Origin of the sequence: Microbacterium sp. HD4P20 (genome assembly GCF_019449275.2) — a bacterium.
In the GTDB taxonomy this organism is placed as follows: domain Bacteria; phylum Actinomycetota; class Actinomycetes; order Actinomycetales; family Microbacteriaceae; genus Microbacterium.
In genome coordinates, this window is the sequence record NZ_JAHZQZ020000018.1 from 288,073 (window position 1) to 309,075 (window position 21,003).

18 protein-coding genes are annotated in these 21,003 nt (G+C 71.1%); 10 read left to right on the forward strand and 8 right to left on the reverse strand.

The annotated features are described in order from the left end of the window. Positions 1-59: 59 nt before the first annotated feature. Positions 60-1,049, reverse strand: a complete 990-nt coding sequence (locus K0817_RS14650; RefSeq protein WP_219982258.1) for an SDR family oxidoreductase — start codon at positions 1,047-1,049, stop codon at positions 60-62. Positions 1,050-1,171: 122 nt separating this feature from the next. On the opposite strand from K0817_RS14650, the gene K0817_RS14655 reads away from it, so the two are divergent. After that, positions 1,172-2,497: an FAD-binding oxidoreductase gene (locus tag K0817_RS14655; RefSeq protein ID WP_219982259.1), complete on the forward strand. Its 1,326-nt coding sequence runs from the start codon at positions 1,172-1,174 to the stop codon at positions 2,495-2,497. A 96-nt stretch (positions 2,498-2,593) separates the two neighbouring features. On the opposite strand, the gene gndA is transcribed toward K0817_RS14655, so the two are convergent. Further along, complete coding sequence (gndA, locus tag K0817_RS14660; protein ID WP_219982366.1) at positions 2,594-4,042, reverse strand: NADP-dependent phosphogluconate dehydrogenase; 1,449 nt, start codon at positions 4,040-4,042, stop codon at positions 2,594-2,596. Between the two features lie 326 nt (positions 4,043-4,368). On the opposite strand from gndA, the gene K0817_RS14665 reads away from it, so the two are divergent. Beyond that, the gene (locus K0817_RS14665) at positions 4,369-4,848 is read left to right on the forward strand and encodes a gluconokinase (protein ID WP_219982367.1); all 480 of its coding nucleotides are present in this window, start codon (positions 4,369-4,371) and stop codon (positions 4,846-4,848) included. 19 nt (positions 4,849-4,867) lie between these two features. Here K0817_RS14665 and K0817_RS18590 read toward each other — a convergent pair whose 3' ends face one another. Continuing rightward, positions 4,868-4,990, reverse strand: coding sequence for a hypothetical protein (locus tag K0817_RS18590; protein ID WP_277348799.1), 123 nt, complete (start codon positions 4,988-4,990; stop codon positions 4,868-4,870). 260 nt (positions 4,991-5,250) lie between these two features. On the opposite strand from K0817_RS18590, the gene K0817_RS14670 reads away from it, so the two are divergent. Together K0817_RS14670 and pth are read left to right on the forward strand one after the other, a co-directional pair. Then, positions 5,251-5,892 (forward strand): 50S ribosomal protein L25/general stress protein Ctc, encoded by a 642-nt coding sequence (locus K0817_RS14670; protein WP_219982260.1) that lies wholly within the window; start codon positions 5,251-5,253, stop codon positions 5,890-5,892. Positions 5,893-5,990: 98 nt separating this feature from the next. After that, complete coding sequence (pth, locus tag K0817_RS14675; protein WP_219982261.1) at positions 5,991-6,575, forward strand: aminoacyl-tRNA hydrolase; 585 nt, start codon at positions 5,991-5,993, stop codon at positions 6,573-6,575. A gap of 4 nt (positions 6,576-6,579) precedes the next feature. On the opposite strand, the gene K0817_RS14680 is transcribed toward pth, so the two are convergent. After that, positions 6,580-7,245, reverse strand: coding sequence for a hypothetical protein (locus K0817_RS14680; protein WP_219982262.1), 666 nt, complete (start codon positions 7,243-7,245; stop codon positions 6,580-6,582). A gap of 80 nt (positions 7,246-7,325) precedes the next feature. On the opposite strand from K0817_RS14680, the gene mfd reads away from it, so the two are divergent. Then, positions 7,326-10,970 carry a transcription-repair coupling factor gene (mfd, locus tag K0817_RS14685; protein ID WP_219982263.1) on the forward strand — a complete coding sequence of 1,215 codons (3,645 nt, stop codon included), beginning with the start codon at positions 7,326-7,328 and terminating at the stop codon, positions 10,968-10,970. Between the two features lie 49 nt (positions 10,971-11,019). Continuing rightward, the gene (locus tag K0817_RS14690) at positions 11,020-11,619 is read left to right on the forward strand and encodes a gamma carbonic anhydrase family protein (RefSeq protein WP_219982264.1); all 600 of its coding nucleotides are present in this window, start codon (positions 11,020-11,022) and stop codon (positions 11,617-11,619) included. Positions 11,620-11,631: 12 nt separating this feature from the next. Here K0817_RS14690 and K0817_RS14695 read toward each other — a convergent pair whose 3' ends face one another. Together K0817_RS14695 and K0817_RS14700 are read right to left on the reverse strand one after the other, a co-directional pair. Beyond that, on the reverse strand, positions 11,632-11,823 hold the full coding sequence (locus K0817_RS14695; protein ID WP_219982265.1) for a hypothetical protein: 192 nt from the start codon (positions 11,821-11,823) through the stop codon (positions 11,632-11,634). Positions 11,824-11,884: 61 nt separating this feature from the next. Continuing rightward, positions 11,885-14,569 carry a phosphoenolpyruvate carboxylase gene (locus K0817_RS14700; protein WP_219982266.1) on the reverse strand — a complete coding sequence of 895 codons (2,685 nt, stop codon included), beginning with the start codon at positions 14,567-14,569 and terminating at the stop codon, positions 11,885-11,887. 264 nt (positions 14,570-14,833) lie between these two features. Between K0817_RS14700 and K0817_RS14705 the strand changes: the two genes are divergently transcribed. The 3 genes from K0817_RS14705 to hisS all read left to right on the forward strand — a co-directional run bounded on the left by K0817_RS14705 (position 14,834) and on the right by hisS (position 18,058). Next, positions 14,834-16,030 carry a Na+/H+ antiporter NhaA gene (locus tag K0817_RS14705; protein WP_219982267.1) on the forward strand — a complete coding sequence of 399 codons (1,197 nt, stop codon included), beginning with the start codon at positions 14,834-14,836 and terminating at the stop codon, positions 16,028-16,030. Further along, the gene (locus tag K0817_RS14710; RefSeq protein ID WP_219982268.1) at positions 16,027-16,707 is read left to right on the forward strand and encodes a MazG nucleotide pyrophosphohydrolase domain-containing protein; all 681 of its coding nucleotides are present in this window, start codon (positions 16,027-16,029) and stop codon (positions 16,705-16,707) included. The genes K0817_RS14705 and K0817_RS14710 overlap by 4 nt, the downstream gene beginning before the upstream one ends. 70 nt (positions 16,708-16,777) lie before the next feature. Continuing rightward, on the forward strand, positions 16,778-18,058 hold the full coding sequence (hisS, locus tag K0817_RS14715; RefSeq protein WP_219982368.1) for a histidine--tRNA ligase: 1,281 nt from the start codon (positions 16,778-16,780) through the stop codon (positions 18,056-18,058). Here the strand turns inward: hisS and K0817_RS14720 are convergent. Beyond that, positions 18,042-19,289 (reverse strand): APC family permease, encoded by a 1,248-nt coding sequence (locus K0817_RS14720; RefSeq protein ID WP_219982269.1) that lies wholly within the window; start codon positions 19,287-19,289, stop codon positions 18,042-18,044. The two genes, hisS and K0817_RS14720, sit on opposite strands and share 17 nt — an antisense overlap. A gap of 152 nt (positions 19,290-19,441) precedes the next feature. On the opposite strand from K0817_RS14720, the gene K0817_RS14725 reads away from it, so the two are divergent. Continuing rightward, positions 19,442-20,341, forward strand: a complete 900-nt coding sequence (locus K0817_RS14725; protein WP_219982270.1) for an SGNH/GDSL hydrolase family protein — start codon at positions 19,442-19,444, stop codon at positions 20,339-20,341. Here K0817_RS14725 and K0817_RS14730 read toward each other — a convergent pair. After that, the gene (locus tag K0817_RS14730; RefSeq protein WP_219982271.1) at positions 20,260-20,925 is read right to left on the reverse strand and encodes a hypothetical protein; all 666 of its coding nucleotides are present in this window, start codon (positions 20,923-20,925) and stop codon (positions 20,260-20,262) included. The two genes, K0817_RS14725 and K0817_RS14730, sit on opposite strands and share 82 nt — an antisense overlap. Between the last annotated feature and the right edge of the window lie 78 nt (positions 20,926-21,003).

Sequence of the window (21,003 nt, forward strand, 5' to 3'; positions counted from 1 at the left end):
GAATGGCGGACGACGGGGACTCGCGGGGGGTCGACGACGACCGATGCCGCCCCCGATCCTCAGCCGGCGGTGCTGGCGTGGGCGGCGATGCGATCGAACAGCGCGTCGCGCTCCGCGTTCACCCGCTGCTGCTCGGGATGAGCGTCGTAGTGGGCCAGGATGCGCCGGGCTCCCTCGTCGAAGGTGATCGTGGTGCGGAACTCGGGCACCAGCGCCGTGACCTTCGACGTGTCGAACACCATCGAGTGGGCCTTGTCGCCGACGAGCGTGGGACCGAGGTCTGGCGCGAAAGCCGCGATCGTGTCGGAGGCGACGTGTACGAGGTCGGGCTCGGCGACGCCCGCCGCCTCGGCCAGCCAGCCGTAGATCTGGTTCCAGGTCGGCGCATGGGTGCCCGTGATCGTGAACGCGTCGCCGATGGCGGCGGGGTTGCCCAGCAGCCCTGTGAAGGCGACAGCGAAGTCGTCGCTGTGCGTGATCGTCCACTGGGTGGTGCCGTCGCCGTGCACGATGACGGGGCGTCCCTCGCGCATGCGTGCGATGTCGGTCCAGCCGCCGAGTGTCGGCAGCAGTCGCTCGTCGTACGTGTGCGAAGGGCGCACGATGGTGACGGGCAGCGCGCGCTCGCGGTGAGCGGCGACCAGCAGGTCCTCGCACGCGATCTTGTCGCGCGAGTACTGCCAGAACGGGTTGCGAAGCGGTGTGGACTCGGTCACCGGCACGCGGCGCGGCGGCTTCTCGTACGCCGACGCGGAGCTGATGAAGACGTACTGACCCGTGCGTCCCTCGAACAGCTCGAGGTCGGCGGCGACGTGATCCGGGGTGAAAGCGAGGAACTCGGCGACGACGTCGAACTCCCGGCCCCCGAGCGCTTCCTGTACCGCACCGCTGTCGCGCACATCGGCCTCGACGACCTCGACCTCGTCCGGAAGCGGGCGCCGGGCCGTTCCTCGATTGAGCACGGTGACCGCATGGCCGCGTGCGACGGACCGCCGGACGCACGCCGCACTGATGGTCCCGGTTCCGCCGATGTACAGGATGCTGGTCACAGCGCCGAGCCTACGCGGACCGCCCGACAGCGCGCGATGACGCGGGAGGGGCGCCGACGCCTCTGGCTCGCTGAGGGCGAACACGGTACCGCGTGTCGGTGGTGCGCTCTATGTTTGCGATCATGACCATCGACGAGCTCACCACCGCCATCGGCGGTACCGTCATCCGCCCGGGCGACTCCGACTGGGAGTCCGCCCGCCGTTTCCACTCCGGTATCGGAGAACCTGCCCTCATCATCCGCGCCAGCACCGTCGACGACGTGCGCGGCGCCGTCCGCTACGCCGCCGCCGAACGGCTCGACGTCCTGGTCCGCAGCGGCGGGCACAGCGCGTGGGGCACCGTGGCCGGAGGCCTGACCATCGACATCTCAGCCCTCGACGACATCTCGGTCGAGGGCACGCGCGTGCGCGTCGGCGGCGGCGCGCAGTGGGGCGCCGTGGCGCACACGTTGTCCGAGCACGGCCTCGGTATCAGTTCCGGCGACACCGCGTCGGTCGGCGTCGGCGGCCTCACGCTCGGCGGCGGCATCGGATGGATGGTCCGCGCGTGGGGCCTCGCCGCCGATCAACTGGTCGGCGCGCAGGTCGTCACGGCGGAGGGCGAGGTCGTGGAGGCGACGGATTCCTCGCACCCGGACCTGATGTGGGCGCTGCGCGGCGGCGGCGGCAACTTCGGTGTCGTGACGCGGTTCGACTTCGAGGCGCACCCCCTGGAGCGGGTCGTCGTGGCGGTGCTGGGTGTCGAGGGTGACGCACGTCCGGTGCTCCGCGCCCTGCGTGACGTCATGGCCGACGCGCCCCGTGATCTCACGGTGACGTACATGGACGTCCCCGCCATGGACCCGAATGCGCCCGCAGGCGCGACCATCACCGCGGTGTGGATCGGCGACGACGAAGACGCGGCACGGCGCGCCCTCGCCCCGCTCTTCGAGACGCCTGGCCTGGCTGAGCGCGAGTTCGGCGTGCAGTCGTATCCCGACATCCTGCTGGAGACGCCCGAGTTCGACCCGGACCACCCCATGCCCGGATTCGTCGGCGGCAACACACTGCTGCGCGAACTCGGTGACGACGCGATCGAGCGCATCGTCGCCTTCCGTGAGCAGAATCCGGCGTCCGTGGCATTCCTGCGCTCTCTCGGCGGGGCGTACGCAGACGTCGCGCAGGAAGACACCCCCTTCCCCGCGCGGGATGCAACCTGGTTCGCGATGGCGGGCGCGTTCGACGTGCCCGGCATGCTCGATGACGCGGGCCGTGCTGGCGCGCTGGCCGCGTGGGACGCGATCGAGGCACTCGGCGCCGGTGTCTACGGCAACTTCACGACCTCGACCGAGGCGTCGTGGGTGCAGCGCATGTACCGCGCCGAGGCGCTCGCGCGTCTGGCTGCCGTCAAACGCGAGTGGGATCCGCACAACGTGTTCCGCCGAAACCACAACATCGCGCCGGCCTGAGCCGCGCACGCCGAAGGCCGGGCCCCTTGCGGAGGCCCGGCCTTCGGTGCAGTCCGATACCGTCAAGCCCGGTGCGATCGGCGCCGCACGGGCGGGTCAGTGGGTGTCTTCGGCCTCGATCTCGGTGCGGTCGCCCGACCACAGTGTGTGGAAGGTGCCCTCTTTGTCGATGCGCTTGTAGGTGTGGGCGCCGAAGAAGTCTCGCTGGCCCTGGATGAGCGCGGCGGGGAGGCGCTCGGCGCGCAGACCGTCGTAGTAGGCCAGCGACGACGAGAACGCGGGGGCCGGGATGCCGGCGGTCGCCGACGTCGACACGATGCGGCGCCACGCCTCCTGGGCGCGGCCGAGGGCGTCGACGAAGTACGGGGCGGTCAGCAGCACCGCGAGGTCGGGGGCTTCGGCATACGCCTCGGTGATGCGGTTGAGGAACTGCGCCCGGATGATGCAGCCGCCGCGCCAGATTTTGGCGATCGCACCGAGATCGATGTTCCAGCCGTACTCGGCGGCGCCGGCGCGGATCTCGTCGAAACCCTGGCTGTAGGCGACGATCTTCGATGCGTACAGGGCCAGGCGCACGTCTTCGATGAACGCGTCGACGTCTTCGACCTCGAGTTCCTCTTCCGCTCCGGGCAGGGCGCGAGAGACCTCGCGCTGCTCGGGGTGGCTCGACAGCGAGCGGGCGAAGGTGGCCTCGGCGATGCCCGAGACCGGCACACCCAGCGACAGTGCGGTCTGCACGGTCCACGCGCCGGTGCCCTTCGCGCCGGCCTGGTCGACGATCACGTCCACGAGCGGCTTGCCGGTGGCCGCGTCAACCTGTCGCAGCACTTCGGCGGTGATCTCGATCAGGTACGACTCCAGCTCGCCGCGGTTCCACTCCGCGAAGACCTCGGCGATCTCGGCGGGGGTCTTGCCGGTGCCGCGGCGGATGAGGTCGTACGCCTCGGCGATCAGCTGCATGTCGGCGTATTCGATGCCGTTGTGCACCATCTTCACGAAATGCCCTGCGCCGTCATGGCCGACGTGGGTCACGCACGGCTCGCCCTCGGCGACCGCGGCGATCGAGCGCAGGATCGGTCCCAGCGTGCGCCACGACTCGTCCGAACCTCCGGGCATCAGCGACGGGCCCAGCAGTGCGCCCTCCTCGCCGCCCGAGACGCCCATGCCGACGAAGTTGATGCCGGTCTCGCGCACCGCCTTCTCACGGCGGATGGTGTCGGTGAACAGCGCGTTGCCGCCGTCGACGATGATGTCGCCCGGCTCGAACACGTGCACGAGTGCGTCGATCACGGCATCGGTGGCCGTACCGGCCTTGACCATGATCACCGCGGTGCGCGGAGCGGTCAGCGATGCCGCGAACTCCTCGTACGAGAACGTCGACACGAAGTCGGCCTCGGGGTGGGCCTGGACCAGCTCGTCGGTCTTCGAGCGGCTGCGGTTGAACACCGCGACGGTGTTGCCCTCACGGCTGGCGAGGTTGCGGGCGAGGTTCGATCCCATCACCGCCAGCCCCACCACGCCGATGTTCGCCGTCGCGGCGACCACGGCATCCGGACCCTCCGGCTCCGGCGTCGGGCGCCCTACATCCTCCGGCGCCGGCGTGGCCTCATGCGCGGTCGTCGCCTCGTCAGGAGCCTGGTCCTGATCGGTCGAGATGCTGGTCTGGGCCTGGTCGCCGCTGCGCGAAGGATCGTTCGAAGACACACATGCTCCTGGGGTCGGGGTCACATCCAGCCTAGAGTCTGGCCCATCCGTGTTACACCGCGTGGCGAGGTGCTCACGCGCGGTGCGGGGGTGTTGTGAGGCACGTCCGCTAACGTGGCCGCGTGAGCGAGGGACTGCAGACATCGACCGCACGACGCATCGTGGCGATGGGCCCGAGTGGCTCGGGCAAGTCCGTGGTGGGGGCGGTGCTCGCCGAGAGGCTCGAGCTGGCCTTCATCGACGCCGACGACCTGCATCCGGCGGAGAACCTCGCGAAGATGGCGGAAGGCACGCCGCTGGACGATGCCGACCGGATGCCGTGGCTCGACATCGTCGCACAAGCACTGGTATCAGCACCCGGCGGTGCGGTCGTGGCGTGCTCGGCCCTCGCGCGCCGGTACCGCGACCGCATCCTCCAGGGTGCGCCCGACGCCGTCTTCGTGGAGCTGCGCGTCTCGGCAGACGAACTGGCCAGGCGCATGCGCACGCGTCAGCATTTCATGCCGCCCGCACTGCTCGCCTCGCAGCTGCAGGCGCTGGAGCACCTCGGCGAGGACGAGCCGGGCGTGGTGGTCGAGAACGACCGCGCCCCGCATGACGTCGTCACTGAGATCGTGCGGGCGCTGGAGACCCGGCGGCGGGACTAGCCGGGGCGAGAACGGCCGCTCAGTCCTTGCGGTAGGCCTGGCGCCCGAGACCCCAGAACGACAGCACCACGCCGAGGCCCCCGATGGCTGCCATCGCACCGATCAGCCAGAGCAGGGCGTGAGACCAGAAGCCGTATTCCATGGGTTCCTCCGTCGCCCGGCGGTCGTGAATCCGGGGCGTTCTCCATGGTAGCGGGGGCGCTGGTAGACTCGGGGTCGAACTTCGGCGAGGGATGCCTCGCGCCTGTCGAGCATGGCGGGTTGCGACATCCGTGATCGACGCGGTGATGCAGGCCACTGGCTTTCCTCACGCGTGTGCGTTCGAGTCGAAACAGATCCCACAATCCCGGGCCTGCCACCGCAGGCCGATTCATCCGGGCCTCGTGCCCGCAAGGAGAACCCATGTCGACCGAACCCGACACCAAGGTCCACGCCGAGCTTCGCGAGAACTTCGGCAAGGGCTTCGCCCGCCGCCTCCGTGCCGCCGGCAAGATCCCCGCCGTGATCTACGGTCACGGCACCGAGCCCGTGCACGTCGCACTGCCCGGTCACCAGACGGCACTCCTCATCCGCCGTGCCAACGCGGTGCTCGAGCTCGACGTCAACGGCACCCACCAGCTGACGCTCGTGAAGGACGTGCAGAAGGACCCGGTGCACCAGGTCATCGAGCACATCGACCTCCTCGTCGTGAAGAAGGGCGAGAAGGTCCAGGTCGAGATCCCCGTCAACGTCGTGGGCGAGCCCGCGCCCGGCACGATCGTGAATCTCGACGCACAGACGATCACGCTCGAGGTGGAGGCTACGCACATCCCGCAGAACGTCGAGGTGGACGTCGAGGGCCTCGAGGACGGCACGCACATCACCGCGGCCGACCTCAAGCTGCCCAAGGGTGCGACGCTGGTCGCCGACCCCGAGGTGCTGATCGTCGCGATCTCGGTTCCGGCCGCCGCGCTGGCCGCCGAGGACGAGATCGCCCAGGCCGATGCCGAAGTCGCCGCCGGACAGGCCGAGCAGACCCCAGAGACCGGCGACGCAGGCGAGTAACCGACGCAGCGCGTACGGCGAGGGGGTGCGGATGCCGCACCCCCTCGTTCGTCTTCTCACGACCGATCGTGGTGGTCCGGGTCGGGCAGGATGGATACATGGCACACGTCTGGCTGATCGTGGGACTGGGCAATCCGGGGCCTCGCTACGCGGCGACCCGCCACAACGTCGGACAGCTCGTGGTCGACGAGCTGGCCGCGCGGCGCAGTGAGTCGTTCCGCGCGCACAAGGCGAACGCCCGTGTGGTCGAGACGTGGCTGCGCCCCGGCGGGACGAAGCTCGTGCTCGCCAAGCCCAACACGTTCATGAACGTCTCGGGCGGTCCGGTGGCCGGCCTTGTCAAGTTCTACGGGGTCGAGCCCGAGAACGTCGTGCTCGTGCACGACGAACTCGACATCCCCTTCGACACCATCAAGCTCAAGACGGGCGGCGGGCACGGCGGTCACAACGGGGTCCGCGATGTCGCGAAGGCACTCGACTCGGGCGACTTCGCACGTGTCCGGGTCGGCATCGGCCGTCCGGTCGGGCGGCAGGACCCCGCCGACTGGGTGCTCGACCCGTTCGGCCCGGCCGAGCGCAAGAACCTGCCGATCCTCGTCGGCGACGCCGCCGACGCGGTCGAGCAGCTCGTCGACGAGGGCCTTCTGGCCGCGCAGCAGAAACACCACGCCCCGCGCGTCTGACGCCTCAGCCGGCGATGCCGCTCCCGGCCGCGAAGCCGGCGGTGAGGAATCCCTGCACGACGGCACCGAAGATCGCGGGTCCGACGGCCGCGATCACGACGGCGGCGATTCCGGGCCCCCGCCCTCGGTGCGTGGCAATCGCCACAATCCCCTGGACCAGCGCCCACACGCCCATGACAGTGCCCGCCCAGAACGCGATCTCACCCATCAGCACCCAATCCCGAACGGGAGTGAGGATCGACCAGTCGAAGTCGGCGCCGAGCGCGCCCATGGCGATCTGGCGCCCGGTACCCAGCCCGACGTTGAACGACGCGAGCGCCGCGAACAGGCTCGCACCCACGGCGGCCAGGAGCGCGAGGACGAGCGCGATCATGCCGAGCGTGCGGCTGCGGCGCGGGGGAGCAGATGTGGCGTACGGCCCGCCGGCACCGGGATACCCGGGTGCCGGTGAGTACCCGGATGGCGACGGATACCCGGCGGGCGCCGCGTAGCCGGGCGGGGGAGCGAACCGCGCGGTGCTGGACCTGCCGTCGGGGTGCGCGGCGGCGGGTACCCCGAAAGGGGGCGCGGCCGGCGGTGCCCAGCCGCCATGCGGTGCGGCATCCGGGCCGTCGTGCGGGTCCGTACTCGACGGCGCGGTGCGGGGTGCGTGCTCGGCGGGATCGCTCACGCGTCTCATCCTAGGAGTCGCGCCCGCCGCCCGCCGGGGCCACGGGCGCCGGTGTCCGTCGTGCGACGTAGACTCGTGCGGTGACAGTTCCCGGGATCGTGCGCGCCCTCGAGCAGGCTGAACCATTCCGGGACGCGGTTGCCGCGGCATCCGTCGACGCCGACTTCTCCCTCGTCGAGGGGCTCGGGGCGCCGCTCCTGGCCGCTCTGGTCGAGCGACGTCGCGCGGCGGGCAAGCCGCCGGTCGTCCTGCTGGTCGCGCCCACGGGGCGCCGGGCCGAGTCGCTGGGGCCGGCGCTGGGCGCCCTGCTGCCCGGCGCCGAGGTGCTGCACTTCCCGGCATGGGAGACCCTGCCCCATGAACGCCTGAGCCCCAGCGCCGAGACGGTCGGCACGCGGCTCGAGGTCCTGACCAGGATCGCGCGATGGGACGCGTCGACCCCGCTGATCGTCACCGCCTCGGTGCGCGGCGCGATCCAGCCGCTCGCCGCGGGCCTGACCGACGTTGCGCCGGTCGAGCTGGCCGCCGGGGGTCGCGGCCACGACCTCGGCGAGGTCGCGACCCGACTGGTCGAGCTTGCCTATCACCGCGTCGACATGGTCTCGCGGCGCGGCGAGTTCGCGTTGCGCGGCGGCATCCTCGATGTTTTCCCGCCCACGGCCGCGCATCCTTACCGGATCGAGTTCTTCGGCGACGAGGTCGACCAGATCCGCGCGTTCTCGGTGGCCGATCAGCGCTCTCTGCCCGGTGACGTGCCCGAGGTGACGCTGCTGGCCAGTCGCGAGCTGCTGCTGACGGATGCCGTCCGCGGACGGGCCCGCCAGCTGAGGGACGACTTTCCCGGGCTCTCGGGCATGCTCGAGAAGATGGCCGAGGGCATCCCGGTCGAGGGCATGGAGTCGCTCCTGCCCGCCGTGGTCGACCGGCTCGTGACGCTCGTGGACTACCTTCCCGAGAGCACAGCGGTCGCGCTGGCCGACCCCGAGCGCGCTGTCACGAGGGCGCTCACGCTCGGCGACACCAACCGTGAGTTCCTCGACGCGGCATGGAGTGCCGCGACAGCCGGGGCCTCGACGCCCGTCGACCTCGGCGCCGGTGATTTCCTGACGCTGCCGCGCCTGCGCGAGGCGACGCGTGAGCGCGGCGGTGTCTGGTGGACGCTGAGCGCCTTCGACTCGGGTGAGGCGGATGCCGCCGCCGCCCTTCGACAGGCTCGGGAACCGGGCTATGAGGAAGACGTCGATGTCGCCCTCCAGGACGCGGCGACCATCCGCGTGCCGGGCACCGCCGTGCCGGCGTTCCACGGCAACGTCGATGGGGCCACCGAGCACGTGGGCGCGCTGCTGGCCGACGGCTGGCGCGTCGTGGTGGCGGCATCCGGAACCGGCCTCGTCGAGCGCGCGCGCGATGTGCTGGCCGAGCGGGGGATCGCCGCACGCCGCGTGGACGACGTGATCGAGCCGCCCGAGCGGGGCGTCGCCCACGTCGTGGTCTCGGTGCTCGAGCGGGGCTTCGAGGCGCCCGACGCCAAGCTCGCCGTACTCACGGAGTCGGAGTTCTACGGCCGCACCATCGGCGGGGACCAGCGTGTGGTCAAGAAGCTCGCGTCGCGCCGCAAGGCCGTCGTCGATCCGCTGCAGCTCAAGGCCGGCGATCTCGTGGTGCACGCGACCCATGGGATCGGCAGATTCGTCGAGCTGACGCAGCGCGAGGTCTCCAGCGGCGGCCGCAACGCGGTCAAGAGCGTGCGTGAATACCTCGTCCTCGAGTACGCGCCGTCCAAGCGCGGCTACCCGGGCGACAAGCTGTACGTGCCGACCGACCAGCTCGACCTGCTCTCGCGGTACGTCGGCGGTGAGGCGCCGTCGCTGTCGAAGATGGGCGGCAGCGACTGGGCCCAGGCCAAGAGCAAGGCGCGTCGCGCGGTGCGCGACATCGCGGTCGAGCTGGTGAAGCTCTACTCGGCCCGCATGGCTGCGAAGGGGCACGCCTTCGGCCCCGACACCCCCTGGCAGCGTGAGCTCGAAGAGGCGTTCCCGTTCGCCGAGACCCCCGATCAGCTGCAGACGATCGACGAGATCAAGGCCGACATGGAGAAGCCGATTCCGATGGACCGGCTGCTGTCGGGCGACGTCGGGTTCGGCAAGACCGAGGTCGCCGTGCGCGCCGCCTTCAAGGCGATCCAGGACGGCAAACAGGTCGCCATGCTCGTGCCGACGACGCTGCTGGTCAAGCAGCACCTCGAGACGTTCACCGAGCGGTTCGCCGGCTTTCCGGTGAAGGTCAAGGCCCTCTCGCGCTTCCAGACCGACAAGCAGGCGCGCGAGATCCTGGCGGGGCTCACCGACGGCACCGTCGACATGGTCATCGGCACCCACCGGATCCTCACCGAGAAGGTGCTGTTCAAAGACCTCGGCCTCATGATCATCGACGAGGAGCAGCGCTTCGGCGTCGAGCACAAGGACCAGCTGAAGAAGCTCAAGACCAACGTCGACATCCTCGCGATGAGCGCGACGCCCATCCCGCGCACGCTCGAGATGGCGGTGACCGGCATCCGCGAGATGTCGACGCTGCAGACGCCGCCCGAGGACCGGCATCCGATCCTGTCTTACGTCGGGCCCCGCAACGACAAGCAGATCGCCGCCGCGATACGCCGTGAGCTGCTGCGCGAGGGGCAGGTCTTCTACGTCCACAACCGCGTGCAGTCGATTCAGCGTGTGGCGTCGGAGCTCGCCGAGCTGGTGCCGGAAGCGCGCATCGCGGTCGCGCACGGGCAGATGGGCGAGCACGCGCTCGAAGAGGTCGTCGACGCGTTCTGGGAGCGCCGGTTCGATGTGTTGGTGTGCACCACGATCGTCGAGACGGGCCTGGACATCTCCAACGCGAACACGATCATGATCGATCGTGCCGACAAGTACGGGCTTTCGCAGCTGCACCAGTTGCGCGGCCGCGTGGGGCGGGCGCGCCAGCGCGCGTACGCGTACTTCCTGTACGACGAGCAGAAGCCGCTCAGCGAGACCGCCGCCGACCGCCTCGAGACCATCGCCGTGAACAACGATCTCGGCTCGGGGATGCAGGTGGCCCTGAAGGACCTCGAGCTGCGCGGGGCTGGCAATCTGCTGGGCGCCGAGCAGGCCGGGCACATCGCCGGTGTCGGGTTCGACCTGTACCTGCGCATGATCGGCGAGGCGGTCGCGACGTTCCGCGGCGAAGAGACCGAGGGCCCCACCGAGCTGCGGCTCGAGCTGCCCGTGCAGGCGCGGATCCCCGAGTCCTACATCGACAGCGAACGACTGCGGCTCGAGGCCTACCAGAAGCTCTCGGCCGCCGCATCCGCATCGGCGAAGGCCGACGCACTCGACCTCGTCGTCGACGAGCTCACCGATCGCTACGGCGAGCCGCCGGCCGAGGTCGAGGGACTCCTCGCCGTCGCGCGGCTGCGGCATCGCGCCGCGCAGGCGGGTCTCGCCGACGTCGTGGCGATGGGGCCGAACCTGCGCATCGCGCCCGCGAACCTGCCCGACTCGATGCGGGTGCGCCTGCAGCGGCTCTACCCCAAGGCGAAGATGCTCTCGGGCGGGGAGGCCGTCGTGGTGCCGCTGCCCACGGCCGGGGGCGAGCGGGTGTCGGACGCCGATCTGATCGCATGGGTCCGGCAGCTGCTCGACCAGCTGTGGCCCGTCAAGTCCGAGTCGGCTGCGCCGGACGCCGCCGCGGCCGGCTGAGCCCGCTCGGCGCCCACCCGCGCTACGCTGGCGCCGACCAGGAGGACAGATGCGATTCGAGCACCTCGGGGCACAGCCCCGCATCCATCCCGATGCGGTCATCGCCGCGACCGCGGTCATCAGCGGTGATGTCGAGATCGGCGCCGACTGCCAGATCCTGCACGGTGCGGTGATCACCGCGGAAGGCGGGCCGATCACCCTCGGTGCGAACGTCATCGTGATGGAGAACGCGCTCGTTCGCGCCACGGCGACCAATGCCGTGCACATCGGCGACCACGTGCTGGTCGGGCCGATGGCGAGCGTCTCGGGCGCCGTCATCGAAGACGAGGTCTTCCTCGCCACGGGCACGCGCATCTTCAACGGGGCCCGCGTCGGCCGGCGCAGCGAGGTGCGCATCAACGCCGTCGTGCACCTGCGCACGGCCCTCCCCGCCGAGAGCACGGTGCCCATCGGTTGGGTCGCCGTGGGGGATCCGGTGCAGATCCTCCCGCCGGACCGTCACGACGAGATCTGGGCGGCCCAGCGTGAACTCGACTTCCCCGGCTATGTCTTCGGCCTGGACCGCGAGACGCCCGACCTCATGGTGCAGCTGACCGAGCGGTACGGTCGCAGTCTCGCGCGCCACGCGGACGACCGTCGCGTCGACTGACGCGCCCGATCGTCAGCTCCAGTTCGCGCCGCAGTCGCGGCAGCCGAACTCGGGCGCCGCATCGGCATCGCCGCGGCGCACCTCATCGCCCCGATCGAACTCCAGCACGAACCATTCCTCGGCGATGCGGACATCCGACGACGCGCACACCGGGCACACGTCGATCGCGAGCGTCAGCGTCGCGTCATCCCATCCTCTGCCCATGCCCCGACGGTAACGCCGGCCGCCGACAGGGCTGGGAGCGACGCGCGTGTCGGCCCGGACGTCAGCCGGTGTTCTGCAGCCCCGCCGCGACTCCCGAGACCGACAGCAGCAGCAGTCGCTGCTGCTCGGGGTCCACCGGGGCGTCCTCGGGCGCGTCGCGCAGTGCGCGCAGTGCCCGCAGCTGCAGAAGCGACAGCGCGTCGACGTACGGACTGCGCATCTTCACGGCGCGCTGCAGCACGGGCTTGTTGCCGAGCAACTCGGTTCCGCGCGTGACGCGGACCACCCACGAGCGGGTGAGCGCCATCTCGTCGCGCACGAGTGCGGCGAGGTCGTCGCGGTCGCCCAGCTCGAGGTAGTGGCGTGCGATGCGGTCGTCGGCCTTCGCGAGGCTCATCGCGACGTTGTCGACCAGCGTGCGGAAGAGCGGCCATTCCTCGTACGCACGCTGCAGCAGCGGCTCGTCGCCGACCGCCTCGAGAGCCGTGCCCAGGCCGAACCAGCCGGCGAGGTTGATGCGCGCCTGCGTCCATGCGAACACCCACGGAATCGCGCGCAGATCCTCGAGCGACTCCACTGACAGCCCCCGCCGTGCCGGCCGCGAGCCGAGCGCCAGGAGGCCGATCTCCTCCATGGGCGTCACGCGCGCGAACCAGGCGGCGAAGCCCGGCGCCTTGACGAGGGCGAAGAAGCGCTCGCGGGATGCCGCATCCATCGTCGCCGCCACCTCGGCGTACCGCTCGGCGGCGGCACTGTTGCGTTCCTCGTTCGATGGCGCCGAGGCGAGCAGGATCGCCGCGGCGACCTGGTCGATGTGGCGCATCGCGATGGCGGGGTCGCCGTAGCGCGCGAAGATGACCTCGCCCTGCTCGGTGAGCTTGAACCGGCCGTCCACCGAATGCGGCGGCTGTGCGAGGATCGCCGAGTTCGCGGGCCCGCCGCCGCGGCCGAGGGCGCCGCCGCGGCCGTGGAAGAGGGTCAGTTCGATGCCGTTCTCGCGTGCCCACGCCGAGATGGCCGCCTGCGCCTGGTACAGGGCGAGGTTGGCGGCGACCGGACCGACGTCCTTCGACGAGTCCGAGTAGCCGAGCATGACCTCCAGGCGACGACCGGTGGCCTCCAGCCGCGCGGCGAACTCGGGGTGATCGACGATCTCGGCGAGGATGCCGGGCGCTGCCTGCAGATCGGCGAACGTCTCGAACAGTGGCACGACGTCGAGCACGGGAAGGGTGTCGTCCGGGCCGACCGCGTGACGGGCCAGGCGATGCACGGCGGCCAGGTCGTCGGCGGACTGCGTGAACGAGACGACATAGCGCCCGGCGGCGCGGGGGCCGTAGCGTTCCTGCACGAAGGCGACCGTGCGGATGACCTCGAGCACTTCTTCGGCGAGTTCGCTCAGGGGCGCGCCGCTGGAGGCCGCGGCATCCAGTTCCGCCAGCACCTTCGCGTGGACGGCGGAGTGCTGGCGCACCTCGAGCTCGGTGAGATGGAAGCCGTAAGTCTCGACCTGCCACAGCAGCTGCTGCAGGTGCCCGTACGCCTGTCGCGGCGCGCCGGCCTGCACGAGGGAGTCCTGAACGACGCGCAGATCGGCGAGCAGGTGCTCGGGATCGCGATAGGCCAAGTCGGCGTTCCGCTCCCGGGTCGCGTCGATCTTGCGGGCGATGAGCAGGAGGATGCGGCGATGCGGCTCGTCGGGGGAGCGCTTGGCGATCTCTTTCGCCGCTTCCTCGTCGGCGGCTCGCAGCCGCTGCCACAGCGCGAGCAGCGCCGGACTCGGCGGCGTCGTCGCGGCGTCCAGCGTCAGTGTGCGGCCGATGCGGCTGGTGGTGCGCTCCAGGCCCAGCAGGACGTGCTCGCTGGCGATCTTCGCCGCTTTGCGCGTGACGGATGCCGTCACGAACGGGTTGCCGTCGCGGTCGCCCCCGACCCACGAGCCGACGCGCACGAACGGTCGGATCACGGGTGCCCGGCCCCCTGCCGCGGGGCCCTGCAGCGCGTCATCGACGCGCCGGTAGACGTGAGGCACCGCGGTGTAGAGCGTCTCGTCGAAGACCGCCATGACGGCGCGCACCTCGTCGACGGGCGAGGGCTTCTCAGGACGAAGCGGCGCGGTCCGCCACAGGGTGTCGACCTCTTCGAGCATGCGCCGCTCGGCGCGCCGCTCATCGGCGCCGTTGCGCAGGGACGCGTCGTGCTCTTCGAGAAGGGTCGCCAGGCGCCGGATGCTGGACGAGACCGCCCGGCGACGCGCTTCAGTGGGGTGCGCGGTGAAGACCGGGTGGAAGCGCATCTTCTGCAGGTGTGCCAGCGCGGTGTCGTCGCCGACCTCGGCGGCCAGCCGCATGAAGGCCGCGGCGACCGAGTCGGTCGCGCGCTCACGGTCGGGGCGGCCATCGCGCTCGCGCAGGATGCGCACGCGCTGGTGCTCCTCGGCGAGGTTGACGAGATGGAAGTAGGCGGTGAACGCACGCGCCACCTCATCGGCCCGTTCGATCGTGAACGAGTCGGCGATCGCCGCCGCACGGGCGAACGCCTCGGGGGTCTCGTCGGTGTAGGCCTGGATCGTCGCGGTGCGCAACCGCTCGACGTCTTCGTACAGCCCGGACGATCCGCTCTCGCGCAGGACCCGACCGAGGAGAGTGCCGAGCATGCGCACGTCGGCCCGCATGCGCTCGGGAATCTCCTGCTCCGCCTCGAATCGTCCGACGACGTCGATCGCTTCGGTCTGGGTGAGTTCGCGCATCCCTCCAGGCTAACGGCGCGCCGCGGGGCCCATTCACGGTGGTCGTTGTGTGACGGAGTGCATCAAGTGACGGAGCGCATCAAGTGACGGAGTGCATCAAGTGACGGAGCGCGTTCGAGTGACGGAGCGCGTCGAGGGTGACGGACCGCGGCGGGAGAGGGCATGTCGGAGCGGACGTCGATAGACTCTCGGGACTGGTGTGCCGGGAAGTCTGGTCGGCGATGCGCTGTGGCGCGACCTGCCGCCCCCGACGAAAGGACCTGTGTGTCCCTGCTCCGCTCCGCCCGTTTTCCCGCGATCATCCTGCTGATCTCGGCGGTCCTCGCCCTGATCCTCGCCAACTCCCCGGCGGGACCCGGGATCGCCGCCGTGAAGGACGCGTATCTGGGCATCCCGGGCGTGTTCGAGATGTCGGTCGGCCACTGGGTGCAGGACGGTCTTCTCGCCGTCTTCTTCTTCATCGTGGCGGTCGAACTGCAGTTCGAGCTGACCAACGGCGAGCTCAACTCGGCCCGCAAGGCGCTGCAGCCCGCGATCGCTGCCGCGGGCGGCGTGCTCGTCCCGATCGCGGTCTTCCTTGTGTTCGCTGCCGGATCTGACGCCGTGGACGGCTGGCCCATCCCCACGGCGACCGACATCGCCTTCGCGCTGGGCGTCCTCGCCGTCTTCGGCAAGGACCTTCCCTCGGGCATCCGCATCTTCCTGCTGGCGCTCGCGATCCTCGACGACATCGTCGGGATCGTGTTCATCGCCGTGCTCTTCACCGACGACGTCAACGTCGGCCTGCTCGCCCTCGCCGGCGTGGCGGTGCTCGTCTTCGGCGTCCTCAGCCGGCAGCTCGATACGCGCGGTCGGATCCCGCTCGCGATCGCGCTCGTTCTCCTCGCGATCGCCACCTGGGTGCTCGTGTACCTCTCGGGCGTGCATGCGACCATCGCCGGCGTGGCGCTGGGCCTGGCGATGGCACAGCAGCCCGCCCTGCGCTCGCGTCATGAGCTGGAGCCGTGGGTGAACGGGATCGTGCTCCCGCTGTTCGCGTTCTCCGCGGCGCTCGTCGTGATCCCCGCCGTCTCGCCGTCCGAGCTCTCGCCGGCATTCTGGGGCATCCTCGTGGCGCTGCCGGTGGGCAAGATCATCGGTATCTCGGCAGCCGGATGGATCTCGCTGCGCATGGGGAATCGAGGCATGGCCCCGCATCTGTCGTTCCTCGACCTCCTCGCCGCCGGCGCGCTCGGCGGGATCGGCTTCACCGTGTCGCTCCTGCTCTCGGAACTCGCCTTCGCCGGTGCCCCGCTCATCCGCGACGAGGCGACGCTGGGCGTCCTCGGCGGGTCCGCGATCTCGATCGTCCTCGCGGCGATCCTGGTCGCGATGCGGGCGCGGCACTACCGCAGGACGAATCCCGCCACGCGCGGGAACGAGCTGCCACCCACAGGAGAGCACGAGGGGCAGATCGCATGACCGAGGATGTCGGCCCGTCCTCGGATGCCCTGCGCCAAGCGGCCGACACGATGCGAGCGGTGCGGGATCGATGCGTATGGACGCAGCAGATCGATCACCGCGCGCTCGTGCCGTATCTCGTGGAAGAGAGCGCCGAGCTGATCGACGCGGTCGAGGAGGGGTCGCGGGCCGAACTCCGAGAAGAGCTTGGTGATCTGCTGTGGCAGGTGCTGTTCCACGCCGAGATCGCCTCGCGCGACCCCGACGATCCGTTCGACATCGACGACGTCGCGCGTGGGCTCACCGACAAGATGGTCAGGCGGCACCCGCATGTCTTCGGCGACGCGGTCGCCACGACACCCGAAGAAGTGCTCGTGCACTGGAACGCCGCGAAGGCGGCAGAGAAGCACGAGCGCACCAGCGTGCTGGACGGCGTGAGCGAGCGGATGCCGTCCCTCGCGCTCGCGCAGAAACTCGTGGGCAAGGCGGCACAGGCCGGCGTCGCGCCCGCCCCCCGGTCGTCGAGTGACGAGCGCGGCGACGCGACCGAACACCCTGGACCGGCCACCGAGTCCGAGCTCGGAGACGCCCTCCTCGCGCTGGTCTCGACCGCGCGAGCGAACGGGTGGGATGCCGAGCGCGCCCTGCGCGAGCGCCTGCGGCTGCTCCAGGCAGAGATTCGCGCTGCCGAACGGTGACACGCTGTGCGCGAGCGGGCCGGCGCACTGGAAGGATAGCTGCGTGGCATCCGTCAATCCGCCGCGCGGCATGCGCGACTTCCTCCCCGCTGACAAGGCACGCCGCGAACGCGTGCTCGCCGTGATCCGGGAGCGCTATCGCGCCCACGGATTCGACGAGATCGAGACCCCGGTGATGGAGGAGCACGGCCGGCTGCACGCCGGCATCGGCGGCGACAACGAGAAGCTCGCCTACAACGTGCTCAAGCGCGGGCTCGACGCCGACGCTATCCGCGCCGCCGCCGACGACCCCGCGCAGCTCACCGACCTGGGACTGCGCTACGACCTCACCGTGCCTCTCGCGCGCTTCTACGCCACCAACCGGGGGCAGCTGCCGGCGGTGTTCCGCTCGATCCAGATCGCCCCGGTATGGCGTGCGGAGCGGCCGCAGAAGGGCCGGTACCGCCAGTTCCTGCAGTGCGACATCGACGTGATCGGGGATGCCTCGGCGCGTGCCGAGTCAGAGCTGATCGTCGCCACGCTCGACGCCCTCGACGCGCTGGGGCTCCAGGGCGGACAGGTGCGCATCAACGACCGGCGCGTCCTGGACTGGATGCTCGACAGCCTCGGCTTCACGCCCGACGAGCGACCCGGGGTGCTGATCACGATCGACAAGCTCGACAAGCTCGGACCGGCGGGCATCGTCGCCGAGCTGCGCGAGCGGGATGCCACGCCGGCAGCGGTGGACGCGTTCGAGGCGTTCCTCAACCGGCCCCAGACCCTCGAGTACAACGCGTACGGCGAGCGGCAGATTCGCAAGGCGCTGCCCGATGCTGCCCCCGACGACATCGTCGCCCATCTGGTCGGCATCGGTGAGGCCGTCGCCACGGCACGCGTGTCCGAGAGCTCCGACGAGGGGGTCCCCGGCGACATCCCGCTCGTCTTCGACCCGTTCCTGGTGCGGGGCATGGGGTACTACACCGGCACGATCTTCGAGCTGGCGCACCCCTCCGTCGCGTACTCGCTCGGCGGAGGCGGTCGCTACGACGGCATGATCGGGCGCTTCCTTGGCCAGGACGTGCCGGCCGTGGGCTTCTCGATCGGGTTCGAGCGCCTGGTGGACCTGGTCGACGAGGGCACGGATGCTGCCCACCCGGCCGTCGTGCTCGTCCACGACCGCGACGTGCCCGAGCCGCGGCTGCTCGCGCTCAAGACGGCCCTGATCGCCGAGGGGTCGCGGGTGCGGCTGGAGCAGCGCACCAAGAACCTCAAGGCGCTGCTCGAGCGCGCGGCATCCGACGGTTACACGGCGTTCGCGACAGTCGCGGCCGACACCGCACGCGACGCCCTCGAGATCAGGCCGCTCGGGTGACCCGCACCGCCCGGTAGACGATGCCGACGGCGACCACGATCACGCCGGCCACGACCGACTGCCACGGCAGGGTGACGGCCAGCACGAGGCAGCCGACGCCTCCGATCACCTGCAAGACCGCGGGGTAGCGCCGTGCCGGGCCGCGCTGGCGGAAGGCGGCGACGTTCGCCACCAGGTAGTAGAGCAGCACGCCGAAGGATGAGAAGCCGATCGCCCCGCGCAGGTCGACGAAGGCCACCAGCGCCAGCACGGCAACAGCCACGGCCAGCTCGGCGCGGTGCGGCACATGCCAGCGCGGGTGCACAGTGGCCAGCGCCACCGGCAGGTCGCGCTCGCGCGCCATCGCGAACGTGGTGCGGCTGACCCCGGCGATGAGCGCCAGCAGGGCGCCGAGCGATGCCGCCGCCGCCCCGATGCGCACCACCGGGCCCGCCCAGCCCCAGCCCGACGCGACGGCGGCATCGGCGACGGGCTCGGCGGATGCCGCCGTACCGTCGGGCCCGAGAGTGCTGAGCACAGCGATCGCCACGACGACGTAGAGGGCCAGTGCGATCGCGAATGCCACGACGATCGCGCGAGGGATGAGGCGCTGCGGGTCGCGCACCTCCTCGCCGAGCGTCGCGATGCGCGCGTAGCCGGCGAACGCGAAGAACAGCAGGCCCGCCGACTGCAGGGTGCCGTACACGCCGCCCGCGCCCAGCGCGTCGGGGGTGAGCCAGCCGGGGGAGTCCGGAGCCGAGACACTCGCTGCCACGCCCACAGCCAGCGTGAGCAGCACCGCGACCACGATGACCCGGGCGGCCTGCGCGGTGCGGGTCACGCCGAACCAGTTGACGATCGTCAGTGCCGCGACGGCTGCGAGCGCGACGGGTCGCTCCCACCCGGGCGGTGCCGCATACGCCGCGAAGGTCAGCGCCATCGCGGCGCAGCTCGCCGTCTTGCCGATCACGAATCCCCAGCCGGCGGTGAACCCCCACCACGGGCCGAGTTCGGCACGCCCGTACGCGTAGGTGCCGCCCGACGTCGGGTGGGCGGCGGCCAGCTGTGCCGACGACGTTGCGTTGCCGAAGGCGACGACGGCCGCGATCGCCAGGCCGATCAGCAGCCCCGCGCCCGCGGCGTCCGCTGCCGGCGCCCACACCGCGAACACGCCGGCGCCGATCATGGCGCCCAAGCCGATGAACACCGCGTCGGTCAGACCAAGCCGTCGCTGCAGCGAAGGAGACGCCATGCGCGCACTTTATCGGGTCGTGGTTTCCCTCTCGGACGCAGAGCGGGGGCGCTCTCGCCCGTCACTATGCGCCGGCGCGCGGCGTGTCGGGTGTCACGGAGCGTCACCGGCGCGACGGCATCCGTTCACCCGGCCGTTGTGGGATGTCGAGCATGGCTCGCGTGCGCGTCGTCCGGCCGCGCAGCGTCGTGATCGGCGCTGCGGGCGTCCTTGTCGGCGGGGGTGCCGCCCTCGTCATGGCTCGCGCCGTTCTACGGCGCCAGGCGGCGGTCGCGCGCCGGCGCATCGGCAAGCCGCTCGGCGAGGAGGCGCTGGACGCCGACCGGGTGTGGCGCCGCCGTTACGACGGCCCGCCGGTCGAGCTGCTCGTGCTCGGCGATTCCATCGCCGCCGGCCTGGGTGCCGAACGGCGGAAGGACACCCTCGGCGCGCGCCTGGCCAAAGGACTCGCGCGGGCCGCGCACCGGCCGGTGCGACTGCGCACCCTCGCGATGGTCGGGGCGGAATCGTCCCTTCTTCGGGTGCAGCTTGCCGAGCTCCCCGAGGACTATCGTCCCGACGTCGCGGTGGTCATCGTCGGCGGGAACGACGTCACGCACCGAGTGCCGATACCGGTTGCGGTCGGGCATCTCGAAGAGGCGATCGTGCGGCTGCAGGGGCTCGGGGCCGGGGTCGTCGTCGGCACGTGTCCTGACCTCGGCGCGCTGCGGCCGGTGCCGCAGCCGCTGCGGTCGCTCGGGTCGCGGCTGTCGAGGGCGCTGGCCGAGGCGCAGGCACGGGCAGCGGCGCGCCACGGCGCGCGGGCGGTCTCTCTGCGGCGTGCAGTGGGGCCGTTCTTCATCACGCAGCCCGACGAGATGTTCAGCCTCGATCGGTTCCATCCCAGCGCGCTCGGTTACCGGCGTACGGCCGACGCGCTGCTGCCCGCGGCGCTCGAGGCGCTGCGGGAGCACGGGTGGCCGAGTGGCGCTCAGCAGCCGGGGCCGGACGGGTCCTCGGTGCACGTGCGGTCCACCAGTGCGGTGCGCACTTCGACGACGGTGACGTCGTAGCCCGTCGCGGTCGCCCGGACGACCCCGGCCACCGGGCGCCAGAAGCCGCTGCCGAAGTCGACGGCTGCGGCGTACTCGACGGTGACCGAGACGGGGTAGATGCCGCGCTCGCGGTAGACGTGGCTGGTCGCGGTCGGGGTGAACTGCGCCTGCCGCAGCGCGGCCCACGACGCGCCACCCGTCGTGGCGCGGCCCGACGTGCCGTCGCCGTGGTCGAACACGAACACCGTCGGGGTGAAGCGCACGGTGACGTCCCAGTCCAGGACCGTGCCGGGGATGTGCTGCTCGGATGCCGTGGCCACCAGATTCGCCGGCATGCCCACCACGCCGAACCCGGACGGTTCTCCCGTGAGCGTGGGCGTCGCCGGCCGGAACGAGGCGAGGTCGGCCAGCGTCACGTCGGGGACCGTCTCGACCGCGAAGCCCCCGCACCGGTCCAGTGGACCGCAGTCCTCCGGCGCGGGCGCGGGAGCCGGAGCGGCATCCGTCCCAGGTCCTGGCCCGCGGTCGCCGCTGCCTGGCGCGCCACCTCCTGGGCGCGTGCCGCCGGCCGCGACGTCGACGCCATCTCCAGTGTTGGACACGCCAGGACAACCGGTCCAACTGGATGCCCCGGTGCAGGTTGCTCCTCCGGTGGAGAGCTCTGTCGAGCCCGCTGATGC

Coding starts and splice junctions, on each gene's coding strand:
- K0817_RS14655 (WP_219982259.1), top strand. CDS start 1,172: ATGACCATCGACGAGCTCACCACCGCCATCGGCGGTACCGTCATCCGC.
- K0817_RS14665 (WP_219982367.1), top strand. CDS start 4,369: ATGGGCCCGAGTGGCTCGGGCAAGTCCGTGGTGGGGGCGGTGCTCGCC.
- K0817_RS18590 (WP_277348799.1), bottom strand. CDS start 4,990: ATGGAATACGGCTTCTGGTCTCACGCCCTGCTCTGGCTGATCGGTGCG.
- K0817_RS14670 (WP_219982260.1), top strand. CDS start 5,251: ATGTCGACCGAACCCGACACCAAGGTCCACGCCGAGCTTCGCGAGAAC.
- pth (WP_219982261.1), top strand. CDS start 5,991: ATGGCACACGTCTGGCTGATCGTGGGACTGGGCAATCCGGGGCCTCGC.
- K0817_RS14690 (WP_219982264.1), top strand. CDS start 11,020: ATGCGATTCGAGCACCTCGGGGCACAGCCCCGCATCCATCCCGATGCG.
- K0817_RS14695 (WP_219982265.1), bottom strand. CDS start 11,823: ATGGGCAGAGGATGGGATGACGCGACGCTGACGCTCGCGATCGACGTG.
- K0817_RS14700 (WP_219982266.1), bottom strand. CDS start 14,569: ATGCGCGAACTCACCCAGACCGAAGCGATCGACGTCGTCGGACGATTC.
- K0817_RS14710 (WP_219982268.1), top strand. CDS start 16,027: ATGACCGAGGATGTCGGCCCGTCCTCGGATGCCCTGCGCCAAGCGGCC.
- hisS (WP_219982368.1), top strand. CDS start 16,778: ATGCGCGACTTCCTCCCCGCTGACAAGGCACGCCGCGAACGCGTGCTC.
- K0817_RS14720 (WP_219982269.1), bottom strand. CDS start 19,289: ATGGCGTCTCCTTCGCTGCAGCGACGGCTTGGTCTGACCGACGCGGTG.
- K0817_RS14725 (WP_219982270.1), top strand. CDS start 19,442: ATGGCTCGCGTGCGCGTCGTCCGGCCGCGCAGCGTCGTGATCGGCGCT.